This window comes from Pseudomonadota bacterium, from assembly GCA_036339585.1.
Classification (GTDB): Bacteria; Pseudomonadota; Alphaproteobacteria; order UBA8366; family UBA8366; genus UBA8366.
Genome location: JAYZAS010000021.1, coordinates 24827 through 42052 on the forward strand (window position 1 = coordinate 24827; position 17226 = coordinate 42052).

Consider the following 17226-nt stretch of genomic DNA (forward strand, 5'->3'; position numbering starts at 1 on the left):
TCTGCGAAATGCGTTGGGTTCAGTAAATATCATTATACCGCATACACGCGCACCTAATTCCGTGGAGGGAATTAATGCAATGATGGAAAATGTGTTCCGATCAAGGTAAAGGCCTAAGATCTATAAAGACGTGAAGGCCCATGGAGCCGAACAATTTCCGAATTGCTTGTTATAGACTTTGCTTGGGAAAGGCCAGACAATCTGAGCTCTTCAGCATCCCATCCAACTGGCTTACCTTGCGCCATACACAGCTGACCATTAATTACCACTGCATCCACTTGATCTCGGTTGTAATACCGAACTAATTCCCATTCAAAGTCATGACTGGGGAGGCATTCGGGTACCATCATATCCAAAATCAAAAAGTCCGCGGCACATCCCTCTTTAAGGTAGCCGTGACTACCGGCGCTACCAGTAGCATCTGCGCCTTGAGCAGTTGCTGCCTCGACCCAAGTCCAGGCGGCCCCGCATGAAAAATCGGCTATTGGCAAACCATGTTCAATTCGCTGGCAGGCTTCTGCTGCCATGAGGTTTTTAAAACCATCAGCAGAAGTTGTATCTGATCCCATGCCGAAGCGGACGCCCCGCTGCGCAAACCGCAACGCTGGCGCAACTGCATTTCCTTTCCAAATGCTAGCTAGTGGATTGTAGGAAACGGCTGTGTCTGTCTCTACAATCAATTCAATCTCCGCTTCAGAAACAAGCGTAACATGGTGCAATAGAACATGGGGGCCGAGCACAGAATGTTTGTGCAATAGTTCGATCGGACGCATCCCATGAGCCAAAATAGAGTCATGTAATTCCGGGAAATGTTCATTAGAATGTATTTGCAGGAGTATTTTGTTCTTTTCGCAGAAAGCTGAAAGTTTGGAGAGTGTCTCGGGAGAATTACCCATAAAGGAGCTGCAACATACTGAGGGACTTATAAGCTCATGTTTTTCACAATGCTCAATGTGTTTAAGAATTACATCTTCAATCTCTGACCAATTTTTATTGCCGTGTCCTGTGCCAATTTCACCAGAAAATTCATCTAATCCGCAGGCTGAAACGAGCCTTATGCCAGTCTCAAGTGCCGCTTGATGCACTCCAGCATTTTTAAGAAAGCTATTAAGCCCATAGTTAACCACCTTTGTAAAACCGCCTCGAAGTGCCTCCCAAAATGCCCATTTAGCCGAAAGATAGCACTGTTCTTGATCCATATCTCTTTCCATTGGATGCCAAATACGTCGCCATATTTGTGCCGGCTCACCCCCAATAAGTGCTTTCCCGAAAATTTGTCCTACATGAGTGTGTGCATCCACGAAACCGGGCACCACTGCCCTACCAGGCAATTTTTCTGCTTCAGGATAAAGCTCGACGGGGCCGATTCCGGTTACATTAGCCCCTGTATATTTAATGGCCCAATCATGCTTCACTCCTTCGTGCGTAAGCAGTACTTCGGGTGCTAGGCAAACGTCATTAGCCGACAGGTATTTAAAATTCATTTATTTTATTTTCCACGCGATGGCCGCTTGAGTCGTCATTTTGCTTTTGCCACCTACTACTCATTAATTTTTTCCGCGTCAACAAACTAAGTTAAGCGTGCCACTCGTAAGTCATTTTACTTACCAGTTAGATGGTTAATACTTTTACATGCATCCGAATTAAAAGCAGACGCAACTTGTTCCGCAAATTTAGCAGCAGCAACCGAAAGGTTACGCCCACGTAACTTGATGAGTTGCACTGACATGTTTCGGGGTGCATTTAATATCAAGGGTCTCCTTACCAGCCCGAGGGGATCATTTTCCAAAAGACCGATCTCAATCTCAAAACCAACAGCATCACTATTTAATAGGTAATTTTGAAGCAAAATAAAACTATTAGACTTCAGATAAGGGCGCAGTGACAGACGAGATAATTGTGCTTGGGAATCTAAAATTTTACCGATTGAATAACTGCTATCGTGCAAAGCTAGTGGAAATTCGACGCACTGCGTAAGATTTAATCTTTCATGCCGCGTTAAGGGGTGGAAAGAAGACATAATTGCAAAAATTGACTGTTCGAGTCTCGCGACTGTCTCGAAGCTCTCGGTTGGGAGGGGTGAGAATGTTATTGCTAAATCAGCCTCGTAATTGAGAAGCGCTACCTCTGATTCCTCTGGGTCAGCAACACTTACGCTGAAATCAACGCCCGGAAACTGTTTTTGATATTTCAAAATCTGTCTCGGTAAAAAGTGAGGCAGTAGAGGCTGGGAACATGTTATCGATACGGTTCCACGACGGATACCTCGTAGATCTTCAATCTGTGCTTTTAGTACGTCTATTTCTGCCAAATGTTTTTTGAAAGCATGAACAGCAAGTTCACCAGCAGCATTTAGCCTTACACCTCGCGCATTTTTCTCGAAAATTGGGCCACCCATCTCTTGCTCAAAAGATTGAATTCGTCTGTTGAGTGAGGATGGAGTGATTGCTAATCTCTCGGCTGCCTTTCGGACGGACCCAGCCCGCACAACCTCTAAAATATATGTGTAAATTATGATATTACGCATAATAAATTACAGCCAATTTAAAAATTCATTGGTTCAGCCACACTTGCAATAAGTGCTTCTTGATATATTAACCTTCTGAAACCCCAGGGGCGCGCAGTAATAACAGGTGCGATCTATTTTTTGCACAAGGTCGTAGCAAAATTAGCAGCAGACAGCAACACAGGTCACTACTAATTTCGGACCTAAGTTATCAGATTCTTACTTATAAAAAATTTTTTGAGAAATGTAGCCCTCGCAAGTAACTTTCGGAAACATACAACATGTCTACTATATCAGCAGACCCATATAATTGGCCTTTTAACGGCGATCTGCGACCAGAAAATACAGCACTTATTGTGATTGATATGCAGACCGACTTTTGTGGTCCGGGTGGCTATGTCGATAGCATGGGATATGATCTAAACCTAACACGTGTCGCGATTGATCCGATCAAGTCAGTTCTCAAAACAATGCGCAAGAAAGGATATCATATTATCCATACTCGTGAGGGTCACCGTCCTGATTTGTCCGATCTACCAGCTAATAAACGATGGAGATCACAACAAATAGGTGCGGGTATAGGCGATCCCGGCCCTTGTGGTAAAATTCTGATTCGCGGTGAACCTGGCTGGGAAATAATTGATGAATTAAAACCCGACCCTGGCGAACCTATTATCGATAAACCTGGTAAGGGCAGTTTTTGTGCTACTGATTTAGAACTACTGTTGCGTACTCGTCATGTCGATAATCTTATCCTAACGGGCATTACTACGGATGTTTGTGTTCATACAACTATGAGAGAGGCAAATGATAGAGGGTTTGAATGTCTCATTCTGGAGGACTGCTGCGGGGCTACCGACAAAGGTAACCACGATGCTGCGATTAAGATGGTAAAAATGCAAGGTGGTGTTTTTGGTGCAGTTTCAGAAAGCCAAACGTTAATGGATCAGCTTGCCTAATTTTTTCAAAGTTTATGCAGAAGGATTTCTCACTTACCATACCCACTCTTCGCAAAACGTATGCGAATGGAGTACATCCCGCCGACATTATTCAAGAAATTTATGAGAAAATTTCCGAGTCTAAAGATTTTAATATCTTCATTAGTTTATATCCCATTGAAGACGCCATTACCCAAGCTAAAGCCCTGGACAGAGTAGATCCTAGCACCCCTCTTTGGGGAATACCATTTGTCGTGAAAGATAACATCGACGCAGCAGATTTTGAAACAACTGCTGGTTGCACAGCTTTCGCATACAAACCTGAAAGGGATTCCTTTGCAGTTAGGAAACTTCGAGAAGCTGGCGCTTTATTGATCGGTAAAACAAATCTGGACCAATTCGCAACTGGTTTGGTTGGCACTCGGTCACCCTTCGGGCCATGCCATAATCCCTTCAATCCGGATTACGTTTCAGGAGGGTCGAGCTCGGGCTCCGCCGTAGCTGTTTCACTCGGCCTAGCAAGCTTTGCTCTTGGGACCGATACTGCAGGCTCAGGTAGGGTCCCTGCTGCCTTCAATAACATTGTTGGGTTAAAGCCCACATTTGGGCGCATCAGCGTCCGCGGCGTAGTTCCAGCTTGTAAGTCACTAGATTGTGTTTCAATTTTTGCATTAACTCCTCACGATGCGGCAAGAGTATTCGAGGTTGTTAAAACTAGGGATGCTTTAGATCCGTGGATAGACGACGCACCTCGGATAGGCGACGCACCTAGCTCCAATTCGGTCTTTTCACATAATTTTAAATTCGGATTACCCGATTGCAGTCAATTGGTATTTGGTGAGAATAGTTTTTATAAAGACGCATTCTACGCTGCGGTAGAATGTATGAAGTCACTTGGCGGCGAAGCTTGTTTATATGATTATCAGCCATTCGACGAAACGGCCAACCTTCTGTACAACGGACCATGGCTTGCAGAGCGCCTGTATGCCGTCAGTAAATTAGCGAAGGATAGTGAAGACGCTATTTTGCCGGTTATTCGGGAGATCCTGATAAAGGGAAAAACATTTACTGCACTGCAAACTTTTGAAGCAAAATATAAACTGCAGGAATTGCAAAATGAATGCGCCAAAATTTTAAATCAAACCGATTTTCTTCTGCTGCCGACAGTGCCTTCACACCCAACAATTGAAGCCGTTAATACAGACCCAATCGCTAAAAACGCAGACCTCGGTAAGTACACTAACTTTGTCAACCTTCTAGGTTTATGCGCCATCGCAGTGCCAGCGGGATTCGATACTGATACAGGCTTGCCATTTGGCGTTTCTCTTGTTGCTCAACCTGATAGTGAACCAAAACTCGTGGAACTCGCATCACAAATACAACATAAAATGGTAGCATCGCTTGGGGCTACTGGCCACTCAGTTCCCGAAATTATTAAAAGTAAACCACAGCTAATAGCAGAACCAAAAATGATACGGTTTGCGGTCTGCGGAGCTCATCTATCTGGACAACCTCTAAATAATCAGCTGACAGAGCGCGGTGCCATCTTCGTTAGCGCGGCAAAAACAGCACCTGTATACCAATTTTATGCCTTGCCTGATGATACTATCAAGCGACCAGGGCTTGTTCGTCAGAATAGGGGAAAGTCAATCGATTTGGAACTTTGGGATATACCTGAAGTGAATTTGGGAACTTTTATAGCCAGCATCCATGCACCACTTGGTGTCGGTCGTGTTGAACTCGCAGACGGAACCGATGTTCTTGGCTTTATTTGCGAGAGTTACGCTATACAGAATGCAGAGGATATTACTGAGTTTGGAAGTTGGCGTTCATACATAAGCTCAAAAACAGACTGATAAACAAAAGTTATTGAGGGAAAATCTAAAAATATTAGTAAGGTTGTCTCTTAAACTGATTTCATAAGTATCACCCCCATATTACCATTTTTTTTTACGTCCGAATATCAGTTCATTTCTGATAATTTCCAGAAAAAGTAGTCTTAAGTTTAGATTATTTTTGAGCCAAAAAAGCGATAAAAAAGATTCTGCTCAGATTTCCTCCCTAATAATTAGCCCGTTTTAATTTTTGATGCATTTTCCGAACCGCCTTGTAGCAAAAAAAGCATCACCATACGCGTTTTAAATGTAGCAAAATACCAAAGGTTATTTACCTGCCGAAGGCATAAAAACATTGCAAGGAGTACACTATGAAATGGACATCTAAAAGTCGAAAGATATTTGTGATAGGCGGTTTGGTTGCTCTCATGGCAACCCCAGTGTCCGCCGAAAAAATGAAAGCAAGGTTAGCACAAAGTATTTCACCATTAGCAGCTATTGCTACTGTCGCGAAGGCAAAAGACTTTTATGGGAAACATGGACTCGATATAGAAGTCAAATATTTCACAAGCGGCAAGCGAAGCTTAGCGGCCGTTATGGGTGGAGGCGCAGATATTGCTACGAATGCAGAATCTCCCACCACTGCAGCAGCAATGGCCAAGCAACCTATCGCTTTTTTAGCCAGAATAAATTACGCGTTTGTAAAAACGCTAGTAAGTGAAAAGTCGGGAATAAAAAGTATTGCTGATCTCGCTGGCAAGAAAATTGGGTACACCGTTGGAACCGGAGGTCAGGTCTACACTAATTACCTATTAAAAAAGGCCGGCATCACGAAAAAAGATGTAACGCTTGTTAACATGCGTCCACAGGAACTTCTTCCGGCTATGGCCGCAGGTAGCGTGGATGCCATTAATAGTTGGGAGCCAAACATCACCAACGCAAAGCGCGCTGTCAAAGGATCGTCAATTATTGACACCAAGGGTATATATGCGGAGTCATTCAACGTTTTAACGCTTCGACCATTTCTGGATAAGAACCCAGAATTATTTGTGAGATTAATGCGGGCTTATATCGATGCTGAGAAATTCCTCAAGAAAAACCCGGAGGAATCCATTAAGATTGTTGCTAAACGCGCTGGTATGCAGCCATCGGACCTCAAAGCCATTTGGAATGATTATACCTTTTCAGTGGTGTTGGATGATAAGACAGTTAAGGTGTTAAAAGCCCACGCTGCGTGGCGACTTGAGACTGGCAATCATCCCGAAGGTGCAAAGATGCCTGACTTTATGAAAGTAATTGAGCCAGGTCCATTGAGAAAAGTTGATCCAAGTCGAATTCAGATCACTGGTATGTAAGAAGATTATTTCGTTAGGAATTCAGCAATTTTCTGAGTTCCTAACGCATAATCGAGATGTTTAATGTTAAACAAACCTAGCCAACAGACAAATAAACGTTACTATATTTTCTTTTCGGTAATATCGATCCCATGTTTTCTGGTTGTTTGGGAAATAGCCGCACGAGCTGAGGGTTCAAACATGGTTTTATTCCCTCCACCGACGCTTGTTGTTGAGGGAATGGCTAAATGGATTGAAAGTGGCGATTTCGTAATTGATTTATGGACTAGTGTGAGACGGGTGGTAGTTGGCTTTCTTCTCGGTTCGAGTGTGGGCGTAATCATGGGGGTTTTAACTGGTCGTGTACAATGGATCTCAAGTTTCCTCTCACCTGTTTTTCATATTCTCCGACCGATCCCGCCGATAGCATTCATACCAATTGTTATTCTGTGGTTTGGTCTCTCAGAGACCGGTAAACTTTTTCTTATATTTTGGGGTGTGTATTTTATGGTTTGGATTTCTACACATCTTGCTGTTCAAAATGTGGATAAGGGCCTAATCAGAGCTGCACAAGCGCTTGGAACACCTGAACGCCTTATGCTGAAAGAAGTTATCTTTTTTGGGGCTTTACCAGTAATTTTTGTAGGTCTACGAACGTCCGTAGGCATCTCATTTTATACACTCGTAGCAGCTGAACTTGCTGGAACAGTTGCAGGTGTTTTTTTTCGAATTGATATTGCTCAACAAAATCTCCAAACCGGACAAGTCCTAGGTGGATTGCTGGTACTTGGTATAATGTCTTTTGCAGCTGATAGAGCCTTCGGTGTTCTATCAAAAAAACTCGTCTGGTGGAGATAAGGTAACTTACGTCCTTTTTAAAAAGTAGTGTACGATGTTCCAGGAAAACCCGATAATAGACGTCAAGAAAACATCCGTCATTTTCAATACGAAAAGTGGTGACTTTCTTGCTGTCGATAGAGTGTCTTTAAAAGTACAGTCTGGGGAATTTATTTGTCTATTGGGGCCATCTGGATGTGGAAAATCGACTGTCTTAAATGCAATTGCCGGTTTTGAACCTTACATCGGAACGATATCTGTGCTGGGCATGCCAGTTTCTGGCCCTGGCCCCGAACGAGGGATGGTTTTCCAACAGCCAAATCTTTTCCCGTGGAGGACGGTTCGCGGCAACATAAGCCATGGTCCGCGAATGCGTGGTAGATCAAAGAAAGAAGTCACCCAGATTACTGATGATCTAATAAATGTGGTGGGTTTGAAAAATTTTTCAAATAATTATCCGCACATGCTTTCAGGAGGAATGCAACAAAGAGTGGCACTAGCACGAGCTCTCGCAAACGAACCAAAAGTGCTGTTGATGGACGAGCCCTTTGGTGCACTGGATGCACAAACCAGATCTATAATGCAAGAGCATCTCCTAAGCATATGGACCCGATTGAAAACTACTATTGTATTTGTTACACACGACGTCGAAGAGGCCATTTTTCTAGCGGACAGAGTTTTTATTATGACTGCTAGCCCAGGCAGAATTAAAAGTAGCTTTTCAGTTGACCTCGATCGACCACGCGACATGGCAACTTTAAGTAGTCAGACATTCCTGAAACTTCGTCAACATTGTCTCGAAGAAATTAGAGAAGAAAGTGCACGCGCCTTCAGCCAACAAGGTATTGCATAAAGGCGCATTAATATTTTGAAAGCCCATTATATTTTTTTCTGGTGAAAAATAATGTCGAGTGAAAAAGATAATAAACCTCATCACAGTTCACAATCTGATGCCGCGTTAAAAACCGCAGCTTTGGAAGCTGTCTTGTTAGAAAAAGGCCTCGTCGATAGGGAAACTTTGGATGAATTAATTGACTTTTATCAAAATGAAGTCGGCCCAAAAAATGGGGCTAAAGTGATTGCTAAAGCATGGTCGGACTCCGAATATAAACAGTGGCTTTTAAGTGATGCTACATCTGCTATTGCCAGCCTTGGTTTTAGCGGACGCCAAGGCGAGAATATGGTTGCCATCGAAAACACCAAAGAAGTTCATAACATGGTGGTATGTACACTGTGTTCTTGCTATCCCATTCCTGTCTTAGGATTACCACCAACATGGTATAAATCTGCTCCCTATAGGTCTAGAGCTGTTATTGAACCAAGAGCAGTTCTCGAAGAATTTGGACTTCGCCTTTCAAAGGACGTCCAAATTCGTGTTTGGGACTCCACGGCTGAGTTACGATATCTGGTAGTACCTATAAAACCGCCGGGGACAGAGAATTGGACCGAAGAAAATTTAGCTAAGTTGGTGAACCGAGATTCGATGATCGGTACTGGGTTACCTTACAATGCATCAGAGGTGAGCGTATGAACAGTATTCATGACATGGGGGGCTGCCATGGAATGGGTGAAATTTCACGGGAGCAGAATGAGCCCTTCTTCCATGAGACGTGGGAAGCTCGGTTGTTTGCTTGCCAGTTCGCAATGAATGCATGGGGTTCATGGTCTTTAGATCGCGTTAGGTGGTTTAGAGAACAAATGCCTGGTCCACTATATTTGAATTCAAAATATTATGAGATATGGCTTGATGCATTAATAAGACTAATCATAGATGCGGGCTTTGCCTCTGCAAATGAACTGAAAACAGGCATTTGTGAGGATAACGTTGAAAGGTATAGCCCAGCCTTGAAGCCTGACAGTGTTAAACGCCAGATGCTAAAAGGCATATCCTCACGCCGCGAGAATTCTGAAATCGAACAAAGATTTTCCCCGGGGGTCCAAGTTCGAGCGCTTAATATAAATCCTAAAAGTCATACTCGCCTACCTCGTTATGTGCGAGGTAAATGTGGAGTTGTGGAAGCAAGGCGTGGTGTCTTCGTGTTTCCTGACACTAATTCTCAAGGGTTAGGAGAGAAACCACAAACCGTTTATAGTGTTTGTTTCAAACCCGAGGAGATTTGGGGACCAGGTCATAAACACCAAAATGATTTGATTTATGTTGATATGTGGGAGAACTATCTTGAAAAAGTGTAGCCAATAAATGTTCGCCAACAAAAAAGAACATAATTTTAATGAAAAATGGGAAGCGCAAGCTTTTGTGCTTGTTTGCCATCTCAATGAACTTGGATACATCTCTTGGCCAGAATGGACAGAACTACTTTCAAAACACTTACGACAACGCAAAAAAAGCCAAGGGTTTACCGGGAATAGACCGTATTACGTTAGCTGGTTAGCAGCGGCAGAGGAAATACTGATACAAAATGGATTGGTGACATCTGATGAGCTGTTTCGAAAGAAGGAAGATCTTCAGCTTGTTGAATTGACAAATCATCACTGAGGTGAAATCGAATTTTTGCTACTGTAGTTCATTTTATATCGTGTCTAATTTTGCCCAAAGTTAGCAATACCCAGTAAGATGAAGGAGCATTGCAAAAATACATGAGAAGAGACTTGGATAATTTTGGTAAACACCCAACGTCAAATTCCTTAGGTCTGAATTTAAGCCAAAAAGACAACATGTCAGACACTTGTCTTTCATTCAAAAATATCAGGCAAAGTTATTTTGACAATAATTCAACAGTCGAAGAATTATTCGAACACCTCATTCAAAGAATTGAAAATCGTCGTGATGACGGGGTATGGATTACTTTAGTCCCAAAACCCCTTATAATGAGGCGAGCAAAAGAACTTGATCTATTACCAGTTTCCAAAAAAAAGGAACTCCCGCTTTTTGGCCTACCTTTTAGTGTAAAGGACTGCATCGATGTAGCCGGATTACCAACTACATCTGCGTGTCCAAAGTATCAATACGCCGCACACCACACCAATTTAGCGGTTCAAAGAGCATTGGATGCTGGTGCAATTCTCCTGGGCAAAACAAATATGGACCAATTTGCTACTGGCGTCGTCGGAGTAAGAACGCCTTATGGCGTTGCAAGAAATCCATTCAACCCGGAATACATACCCGGCGGGTCGAGCTCTGGTTCGGCTGTATCAGTTTCTGCTGGCCTTTGTGCATTTGCATTTGGAACAGATACAGGCGGATCCGGCCGTGTGCCTGCGAGTTATAATAATATCGTTGGCCTAAAACCAACTCTCGGACTATTGAGCCGCGTCGATATGGTAAATGCTAGTATGCTTTTTGATACAGTCTCGATATACGCACTTACAGCATCTGATGCCAAAGAAATACTTCAGATATGTGAAGCCGTCGATAATAGAGATGCTTACGGGCGCAAAAACCCAGCAACACCCACCTTAGGTAAACCTCAAAATTTGCGTATCGCTATTCCGAAAACTGAAGATCTGGAATTTTTTGGAAATGCAAATGCGGAAGAGTTATATCACGCAGGTATAGAGACGCTTGCCGCTTTGGGCCATAAAATTCATGAGATTGAATTTGATACCTTTTTTGAGACAAGTAAGATGATGTTTGAGGGTCCGTTGTTAGCCGAACGGTATGCTGCGGTCGGAAAATTTGTTGAGTGCTTCCCAGATGAGATTGATCCGACTGTAAAATCAGTGATTAATGCTTCAAAGAAGTTCACGGCAGCGGATGCCTTCAATGCAATTTATCAGTTAGACCGCAATATTCGATACATTCAACAAGTGTTTAATGATGATGATATTTTAGCGGTACCAACTGTAGGAACCGTATATCGAATAGATGAGGTTTTAGCAGATCCGTTTAATACGAACTCAACAAATGGGCTTTACATGAATTTCGTTAACATGGCCGATCTTTGCGCTATAGCAGTGCCAAACGGATTTCTGAAAAACGGTTTACCTATTGGGATTACCCTAATTGCTCCTGCATTTAATGATCTTATTTTATGCGACCTCGCTACCGAAATGCATCCTCTAAGAGTTAACACCATGGGCGCTACACAATTTCGTCTGAAAACCTAACTTAACTGCGATGTTATGGCCTCTCATTTATAAAAAGTTATAAATCGAAAAATAATCTGATTAAAGGTTTCCTATTCTATTTGTTTGGAACATTTTTGGACACTATTAAGCTTTAAAAGTGTTCTCATTACAACACATGCTGGATATGCTACTGTTAAGCCTCTTGGGGAGGAGCATGATCGTGATTAAAGAGGCATCGATAACTGATCGAAAGCATAACTCACTTCAAGGCCAAGTCAGTGGAGTAGAGTGGAAAACTCGCGTCGACTTAGCTGCTGGGTGCCGCATAGCTTACAAATTTGGTTGGAACAAATCTATTCGAAACCATTTTGTGGCCCGCGTTCCAAACGAACCCGATAAAATCCTTATAAATCCGCGAGGGCTATTATGGTGTGAGCTTACTGCAAGCGACTTCCTTAAATTTGACCTTGATGGCAATCAAATTACTCCATCTGAGCTTCTGCCTGGTCCAGCCGGCCTCAATTTTCATAGTGCCCTACTGCGATTGAAACCTGATCGAGGTGCATCACTGCATATTCACGAAGGAGCAGGTGTTGCGGTGTCAGCCATGGTAGGAGGATTAAAATACATAAACCAGGAGAGCATGGCATTCTACGAAGAGATTGCATATCATGAATATGAAGGGCTAGCAGACACAGACGAAGAAGGCCCTGTCATCTCTGAGGAACTCGGAGAAAAAAAATGCATGATTATGCGCAATCACGGCCTTCTTACTTGCGCACGTAATATCGCTGAAACGTTTTCTATAATGGATCGGTTAGTGGATACGTGTCGAGTGCAAACTCAATTAATGATGAGCGGTGCCCATTTCACGGAAATTCCAGAGGAAATATGCAAGCGCACACGGGATCAATATAAAAAGCGCTGGGAAAAAAAGCCGCTCGGAACAGATGAGTGGCCCGCGTTACTGCGTTTAGCCGACCGCGACGATCCTTCATTTCGTCGTTAACGTTAAAACCTTAGCTATTTTAAACTTTTATTTTCGATAGCTGATTTTCCTGTCGAAAAATAGGGCTTGACGTCAGAGTATGAGTTTTATCGATTGAGATATGAGTTGGCTATTCTTCGTTATTTAAGTGCTATCGGCACACCTGTCTCAGCTGATTGAATTGCAGCTTCCAAAAATGTCGGTATGGCTAGGATCTCCTCGGTGCTTATCGGATATGAAGCAACACCAGAAACAGCATCAGCAAAAGCCTCTAATTCTGCAAGTTCGAGATTTGTGCTATGAAAATTAGTTATGGTGGCTTTGCCTCCACGAGGCTGGAAAACCAACCTTTCCTCCCCACGCATTTCCAGTGTTGCCTCTGTTCCATAAATTTTTAAAGACCAGTATGGAGTCGTAGCCTGCAGTGTACCAAGATAGCCTGTAGTACCGTTCTTGAACCAAAGTATACATGAGGTTGTATCCTGACGTGGACCACCAGCTATGTTTTCTACATTTGCAAAAACCTTCGCTATCGGGCCAAAAAATGCCACCATTGCATCAAGAATATGAACCCCCCGGTTAGTCATTGACCCAAGTGGGGTTTCGGAGTCTTTATACCGCCAAGAAGCAGAACTGCCCTTATGACGCAGATTGGAGTCTGTCGAGAAATTAGCTTCAACGTGGCAAAGCACACCTAGTCTTTCTGCCTTAAGAATATCGTGCACAGCTTGGATACTAGGCAAAAAACGACGATTATGAAGGACCGCAAGGGTTACATTGGCTTCACGTGCTGACTCTATTGAGGCAAGGGCATCCTTCATATTCAACGTAAAAGGTTTTTCACAAGCAATATGTTTTCCTGCCCGCGCAGCAATCATAGTTTGTTCAGCATGAAGGCTGTGGGGTGAAGCTAAAATGACAGCATCAATATCACTTCGATGCACAGCCTCTTCATAACTACAAGTTAATAACTCGAACCCATTCGCCCTTGCAAAGGATATGTCATTTTCTGAGGCATTACGCTTCAAACCGAGCGTAAATGAAATCTTACTGCTTTTTCCCTGCACTTGAGCCACCAAGGTTCGCCCCCATCGGCCTACACCGACAACCATTGTACTCAGCATCGAACCCTCCTAATTGACCGGAAGGCCGCGTAGAGCCCTACGTAACATTACGATCACAACAAATACTGCGATTGATGCAACAAAATGCTTAAGCGTATGGCCACTGATCAATCCTGCCAGACTTTCGAATATCTTTCGATCATAAACTTCGAACACCTTGGCAAGGGCATACCAGCCGAGTATCAAATACAAGTGCCGATTGCTCGTGTAACAGTTCCTGGGAAAAAACCAGCAAATCAATGGTAGTGCTACGAATGCATAAATTTGCAATAACGCATAAAAACGTAGGTCTCCGCCCACATGCAAATAGCTTAAATCCCAAAGAAAAGCCCCACATCCCAGTGTAAGCAGGGATGGGAATAACAAAAATATACCTACATGCTGATTAACTCGATCAGCAAAAAAGGCAGTAAACAAGCATATGAAGCCTAATAAAATAGGGGCACGGTCGAGATATAAGCGTCCGCTAGATGGGCTTAAATGGTAATAGCTTGATCCCAACGAGACTAAGATCACCGCGCAGAAAAATATTAAATACGGCCAACTATGATACTGTTCTAAAAATATTCTCTCCCCAGACATTTTTATTACCGTGATTACACCCAGGAATCCGAATAGTGCAAAGGGAAAATTGGACATAACATCACCGAAATTGGGGATGCCCATACAAGGTCTCGAATCAGCAAATTCGTGGTAACTTTTACTTACAGGAAGTTGTGGGATAAACATTGTGCAGATGAACATCACCACAAACAAAAAGATTAGTATAAGAATTTTAGTTTTTTTATCTAAGGTCATCAAAAGTCTACCAACTCAAGTAAAGCAATTTCAGTAGTTTAATCCATAGCGCAAGCAATCGCTAAAATAGCAAGATCCATTTGTTCGAAAAATTTCTTTATCACCCCTGAGAACTTCAATAGTAAGGGTCATTAGGGGTTCTAGTCTGTTCTTTATTTGGCGGAGGAGACTAGGGTTAGAAGGGACTAACGATCTGAAAAATTTGCAAACGGGACATCAGACAATAGTTGTATCGCCACAATATATGCGGGCTTCTGAGGAGGTCTTCCTGTTGGTAACTTTCTAATTTTGTCCATACCATGTACCACAAGGCCCCACTTCGTATATTTACCAGTAAGATGAAGTAATGGTTTAAGTGCAATAAAAAATTGACTATCAGCGCTATTCGGGTCTTTTTGATCTCTTATCATCCCGACGCTGCCAGCAATAAAAGGAATCTTAGAAAATTCCGATTTCAATGTTTTTCCTGATCCACCCTCACCGTTATTCAAAGGGTCACCTGTTATAGCAGCGAAGTCCGACTTTACATCAAAAAATTGTAATCCGTCGTAAAAGCATTGTCTTATGAGATTTTTTATTCTTATAATGTGCCTTGGCGCTTTATGTTCAAGTAATTTTATAAACACATCTCCAGTATTTAATCTCATTATAATTAACTTTGATTTATCAAATTTTCGTAAATATTTCGGAATTACAATACCTGTGAGTTTTTTAGTGCATTTTGCAGGAACTTTACTTAATACTGGTGCCTCATTACTGATGCCATAAGTCTTAAACATTTTAAAGCTATGCTTACTCTGTTTGAGAATTTGTGAGACATTCTGTACTGCTTTTTTTATTTCCAAACTAGGGGATTTTGAAATCACGAAAGTTTCATCTTTATTCAACTTAATCACTTCACCAGATCGCAGTACGGCTTTTTTGTTATTGCTATCGACAGCTATGTTCCCCTCATGGACAACAACCTCAACATGAGAAGAGGATGCTAAAATATCGAAAACGGTACCTCGTATGCCGATCGCTGCCAAAGACGTTTGTATAATTATGTTGGAGCGACGCCCCGCTGAAGTATAGCGCAGAAAACCAGAAGTCATATTTAAAACTCCCTCTGCTGTTCCAAGTTGGGGATTAAAGATAAGATTGTTTATTAAAAGCGAGCTATTTTCACCCATAACAAGTTCTGTATTATCGACAAACCGCAATGCAGCTGCGCTACTTAGACCTACCCTAACTGTGTCGAAATATTGAATGGGGTCGCCGCTATTAAGTCGCTTACCCAAACCTTTACCAAAAACATTACCAGATATTGTTTCTGCATTTCCAACTCTAACCCCTTGTGTACGACTTGCATTTTGGGCTCCAGTAGTAGCATCATTAATGAAAGGATTTTTGAGTTCTTGATTAGCAAAAGCGTCAGCACCCGCGAAAAAGAGAATGGCAGCAACTAGAGCACACCGGCTAAAAATTAGTTCATGGAAAACAACGGACACTATGTATTCCTTATTAGCTAACGCTTCTAAATAAACCAAAAACATTCGCGCTTTTTAGGCGCGGCTCATCCACAACCCGTTGGATTTGATATATGACACTTACATGCTAACTTTCAAAATAGGATAGTTTCTGCAGAACCATGCACCCAACGGTCGAAATATAACCCGAGTTTATCAAGTAGCACCTTCTGACCAGTATCGACCAATACGCACATCCCTATGGATGTATATATTCATAACAAGCCCAAAACCTATCAATACGCTTAGCATGGCCGTTCCACCATAAGAAATTAATGGCAATGGGACCCCCACCACTGGAATTACTCCCATGACCATTGCAATGTTAGTAAATACATAAAGAAACAAATTAGTTGTAAGACCCATCGCTAATAATCGACCAAAATGGTTGCGACTTTTTAAAGAAATTGCCAATCCATATATCAAAAGAAATGCATACAAGCAAAGAACCAGTACTCCTCCAACTAGACCAAATTCTTCTGCAAGCATGGTAAAAACAAAATCCGTATGCCTTTCGGGTAAAAATTCTAAATGACTTTGGGACCCATTTATAAAGCCTTTGCCGAAGAGACTGCCCGATCCCAGAGCTATTTTTGACTGCAGAATATGATATCCAGCACCCAGCGGATCCGATTCTGGATTGAGAAATGTGAGAATACGTTTCCGTTGGTATGCATGGAGAAAATTCCAAGCCACTGGTATTGATGCTAACCCAACAATAGCAACAACAAAAAACTTCCAGATGCGAACGCCAGCAATGAAAAACATTGCACCAGCGCCCACTACCAACATGACTGCTGTTCCAAGATCTGGTTGCCGAAATACGAGTATAACTGGTGCAACAACTAGGAATATAGGGATTAAGAGGTAAATGGGTCGCGCCACCTCCTCCATGCTCATTGCATGAAAATGTCGCGCAAGCGCTAGAATCAATGCAATCTTCATAAATTCTGAAGGCTGTATACGCACGAACCCAAAATCTAACCAACGCTGGGCACCCATGCCGACCACGCCAGTGAGTTCAACAGCACCAAGCAACAATAATCCAATCGCATAGATCAGATATGCATATCTCATCCAAACTCTGATGTCGGTCAAGGCGATAGCAAACAATATGATAATGCCAAAAGCAAACCTTGTCATTTGCCTGCTGGCCCAAGGGTCCAGGCTTCCTTTAGCCGCGGAGTAAAGCATACAAAAGCCGATCACAGCTACCGCCAGAATCAAAAAAATCATGGTCCAATTAAGCTGCCAAAGCTTTTCACTTAGTTTCATTTCTGCTTTGGTTAGCGAGCCTTTAATCATGGTCGCTTCTCTTGCATTGAGTTT

16 protein-coding genes are annotated in these 17226 nt (G+C 42.6%); 10 read left to right on the forward strand and 6 right to left on the reverse strand.

The window, feature by feature from the left end:
- Positions 1–113: 113 nt before the first annotated feature.
- Entirely contained in the window at positions 114–1484 is a 1371-nt protein-coding gene (locus VX941_11775; GenBank protein MEE2934083.1) for an amidohydrolase family protein, read from the reverse strand.
- A 116-nt stretch (positions 1485–1600) separates the two neighbouring features.
- Positions 1601–2527 carry a LysR family transcriptional regulator gene (locus tag VX941_11780; GenBank protein ID MEE2934084.1) on the reverse strand — a complete coding sequence of 309 codons (927 nt, stop codon included), beginning with the start codon at positions 2525–2527 and terminating at the stop codon, positions 1601–1603.
- 260 nt (positions 2528–2787) lie between these two features.
- Here VX941_11780 and VX941_11785 point away from each other — a divergent pair, with 260 nt between their 5' ends.
- From VX941_11785 to VX941_11830, 10 genes are all read left to right on the forward strand, one after another.
- Positions 2788–3465: an isochorismatase family cysteine hydrolase gene (locus VX941_11785; protein ID MEE2934085.1), complete on the forward strand. Its 678-nt coding sequence runs from the start codon at positions 2788–2790 to the stop codon at positions 3463–3465.
- A gap of 14 nt (positions 3466–3479) precedes the next feature.
- Positions 3480–5300: an allophanate hydrolase gene (gene atzF / locus VX941_11790; protein ID MEE2934086.1), complete on the forward strand. Its 1821-nt coding sequence runs from the start codon at positions 3480–3482 to the stop codon at positions 5298–5300.
- A gap of 350 nt (positions 5301–5650) precedes the next feature.
- Entirely contained in the window at positions 5651–6634 is a 984-nt protein-coding gene (locus tag VX941_11795; GenBank protein MEE2934087.1) for an NrtA/SsuA/CpmA family ABC transporter substrate-binding protein, read from the forward strand.
- A 63-nt stretch (positions 6635–6697) separates the two neighbouring features.
- Positions 6698–7471, forward strand: a complete 774-nt coding sequence (locus VX941_11800; protein ID MEE2934088.1) for an ABC transporter permease — start codon at positions 6698–6700, stop codon at positions 7469–7471.
- Positions 7472–7505: 34 nt separating this feature from the next.
- Positions 7506–8303, forward strand: a complete 798-nt coding sequence (locus VX941_11805; GenBank protein MEE2934089.1) for an ABC transporter ATP-binding protein — start codon at positions 7506–7508, stop codon at positions 8301–8303.
- A 51-nt stretch (positions 8304–8354) separates the two neighbouring features.
- Positions 8355–8981, forward strand: a complete 627-nt coding sequence (gene nthA / locus VX941_11810) for a nitrile hydratase subunit alpha (protein ID MEE2934090.1) — start codon at positions 8355–8357, stop codon at positions 8979–8981.
- Entirely contained in the window at positions 8978–9643 is a 666-nt protein-coding gene (gene nthB, locus VX941_11815; GenBank protein MEE2934091.1) for a nitrile hydratase subunit beta, read from the forward strand. The genes nthA and nthB overlap by 4 nt, the downstream gene beginning before the upstream one ends.
- Positions 9644–9650: 7 nt before the next feature.
- On the forward strand, positions 9651–9947 hold the full coding sequence (locus VX941_11820) for a nitrile hydratase accessory protein (GenBank protein ID MEE2934092.1): 297 nt from the start codon (positions 9651–9653) through the stop codon (positions 9945–9947).
- A gap of 101 nt (positions 9948–10048) precedes the next feature.
- On the forward strand, positions 10049–11518 hold the full coding sequence (atzF, locus tag VX941_11825) for an allophanate hydrolase (GenBank protein MEE2934093.1): 1470 nt from the start codon (positions 10049–10051) through the stop codon (positions 11516–11518).
- 175 nt (positions 11519–11693) lie between these two features.
- A complete protein-coding gene (locus VX941_11830; GenBank protein ID MEE2934094.1) occupies positions 11694–12488 on the forward strand; it encodes a class II aldolase/adducin family protein in 795 nt (264 codons plus the stop codon).
- A 119-nt stretch (positions 12489–12607) separates the two neighbouring features.
- Here VX941_11830 and VX941_11835 read toward each other — a convergent pair whose 3' ends face one another.
- The 4 genes from VX941_11835 to rodA all read right to left on the reverse strand — a co-directional run bounded on the left by VX941_11835 (position 12608) and on the right by rodA (position 17202).
- Positions 12608–13591, reverse strand: a complete 984-nt coding sequence (locus tag VX941_11835) for a Gfo/Idh/MocA family oxidoreductase (GenBank protein MEE2934095.1) — start codon at positions 13589–13591, stop codon at positions 12608–12610.
- A 9-nt stretch (positions 13592–13600) separates the two neighbouring features.
- Entirely contained in the window at positions 13601–14257 is a 657-nt protein-coding gene (locus VX941_11840) for an alkaline phytoceramidase (GenBank protein MEE2934096.1), read from the reverse strand.
- A 317-nt stretch (positions 14258–14574) separates the two neighbouring features.
- On the reverse strand, positions 14575–15918 hold the full coding sequence (locus tag VX941_11845; protein ID MEE2934097.1) for a peptidylprolyl isomerase: 1344 nt from the start codon (positions 15916–15918) through the stop codon (positions 14575–14577).
- 135 nt (positions 15919–16053) lie between these two features.
- The gene (gene rodA, locus VX941_11850; protein MEE2934098.1) at positions 16054–17202 is read right to left on the reverse strand and encodes a rod shape-determining protein RodA; all 1149 of its coding nucleotides are present in this window, start codon (positions 17200–17202) and stop codon (positions 16054–16056) included.
- Between the last annotated feature and the right edge of the window lie 24 nt (positions 17203–17226).

Bases quoted from the DNA above. Each gene is read 5' to 3' on its own strand.
- VX941_11830 (MEE2934094.1), top strand. From the start codon at position 11,694: ATGATCGTGATTAAAGAGGCATCGATAACTGATCGAAAGCATAACTCA.
- VX941_11785 (MEE2934085.1), top strand. From the start codon at position 2,788: ATGTCTACTATATCAGCAGACCCATATAATTGGCCTTTTAACGGCGAT.
- VX941_11835 (MEE2934095.1), bottom strand. From the start codon at position 13,591: ATGCTGAGTACAATGGTTGTCGGTGTAGGCCGATGGGGGCGAACCTTG.
- VX941_11795 (MEE2934087.1), top strand. From the start codon at position 5,651: ATGAAATGGACATCTAAAAGTCGAAAGATATTTGTGATAGGCGGTTTG.
- atzF (MEE2934093.1), top strand. From the start codon at position 10,049: ATGAGAAGAGACTTGGATAATTTTGGTAAACACCCAACGTCAAATTCC.
- atzF (MEE2934086.1), top strand. From the start codon at position 3,480: ATGCAGAAGGATTTCTCACTTACCATACCCACTCTTCGCAAAACGTAT.
- nthA (MEE2934090.1), top strand. From the start codon at position 8,355: ATGTCGAGTGAAAAAGATAATAAACCTCATCACAGTTCACAATCTGAT.
- VX941_11840 (MEE2934096.1), bottom strand. From the start codon at position 14,257: ATGGGCATCCCCAATTTCGGTGATGTTATGTCCAATTTTCCCTTTGCA.
- nthB (MEE2934091.1), top strand. From the start codon at position 8,978: ATGAACAGTATTCATGACATGGGGGGCTGCCATGGAATGGGTGAAATT.
- VX941_11780 (MEE2934084.1), bottom strand. From the start codon at position 2,527: ATGCGTAATATCATAATTTACACATATATTTTAGAGGTTGTGCGGGCT.
- VX941_11800 (MEE2934088.1), top strand. From the start codon at position 6,698: ATGTTAAACAAACCTAGCCAACAGACAAATAAACGTTACTATATTTTC.
- VX941_11805 (MEE2934089.1), top strand. From the start codon at position 7,506: ATGTTCCAGGAAAACCCGATAATAGACGTCAAGAAAACATCCGTCATT.
- rodA (MEE2934098.1), bottom strand. From the start codon at position 17,202: ATGATTAAAGGCTCGCTAACCAAAGCAGAAATGAAACTAAGTGAAAAG.
- VX941_11775 (MEE2934083.1), bottom strand. From the start codon at position 1,484: ATGAATTTTAAATACCTGTCGGCTAATGACGTTTGCCTAGCACCCGAA.
- VX941_11820 (MEE2934092.1), top strand. From the start codon at position 9,651: ATGTTCGCCAACAAAAAAGAACATAATTTTAATGAAAAATGGGAAGCG.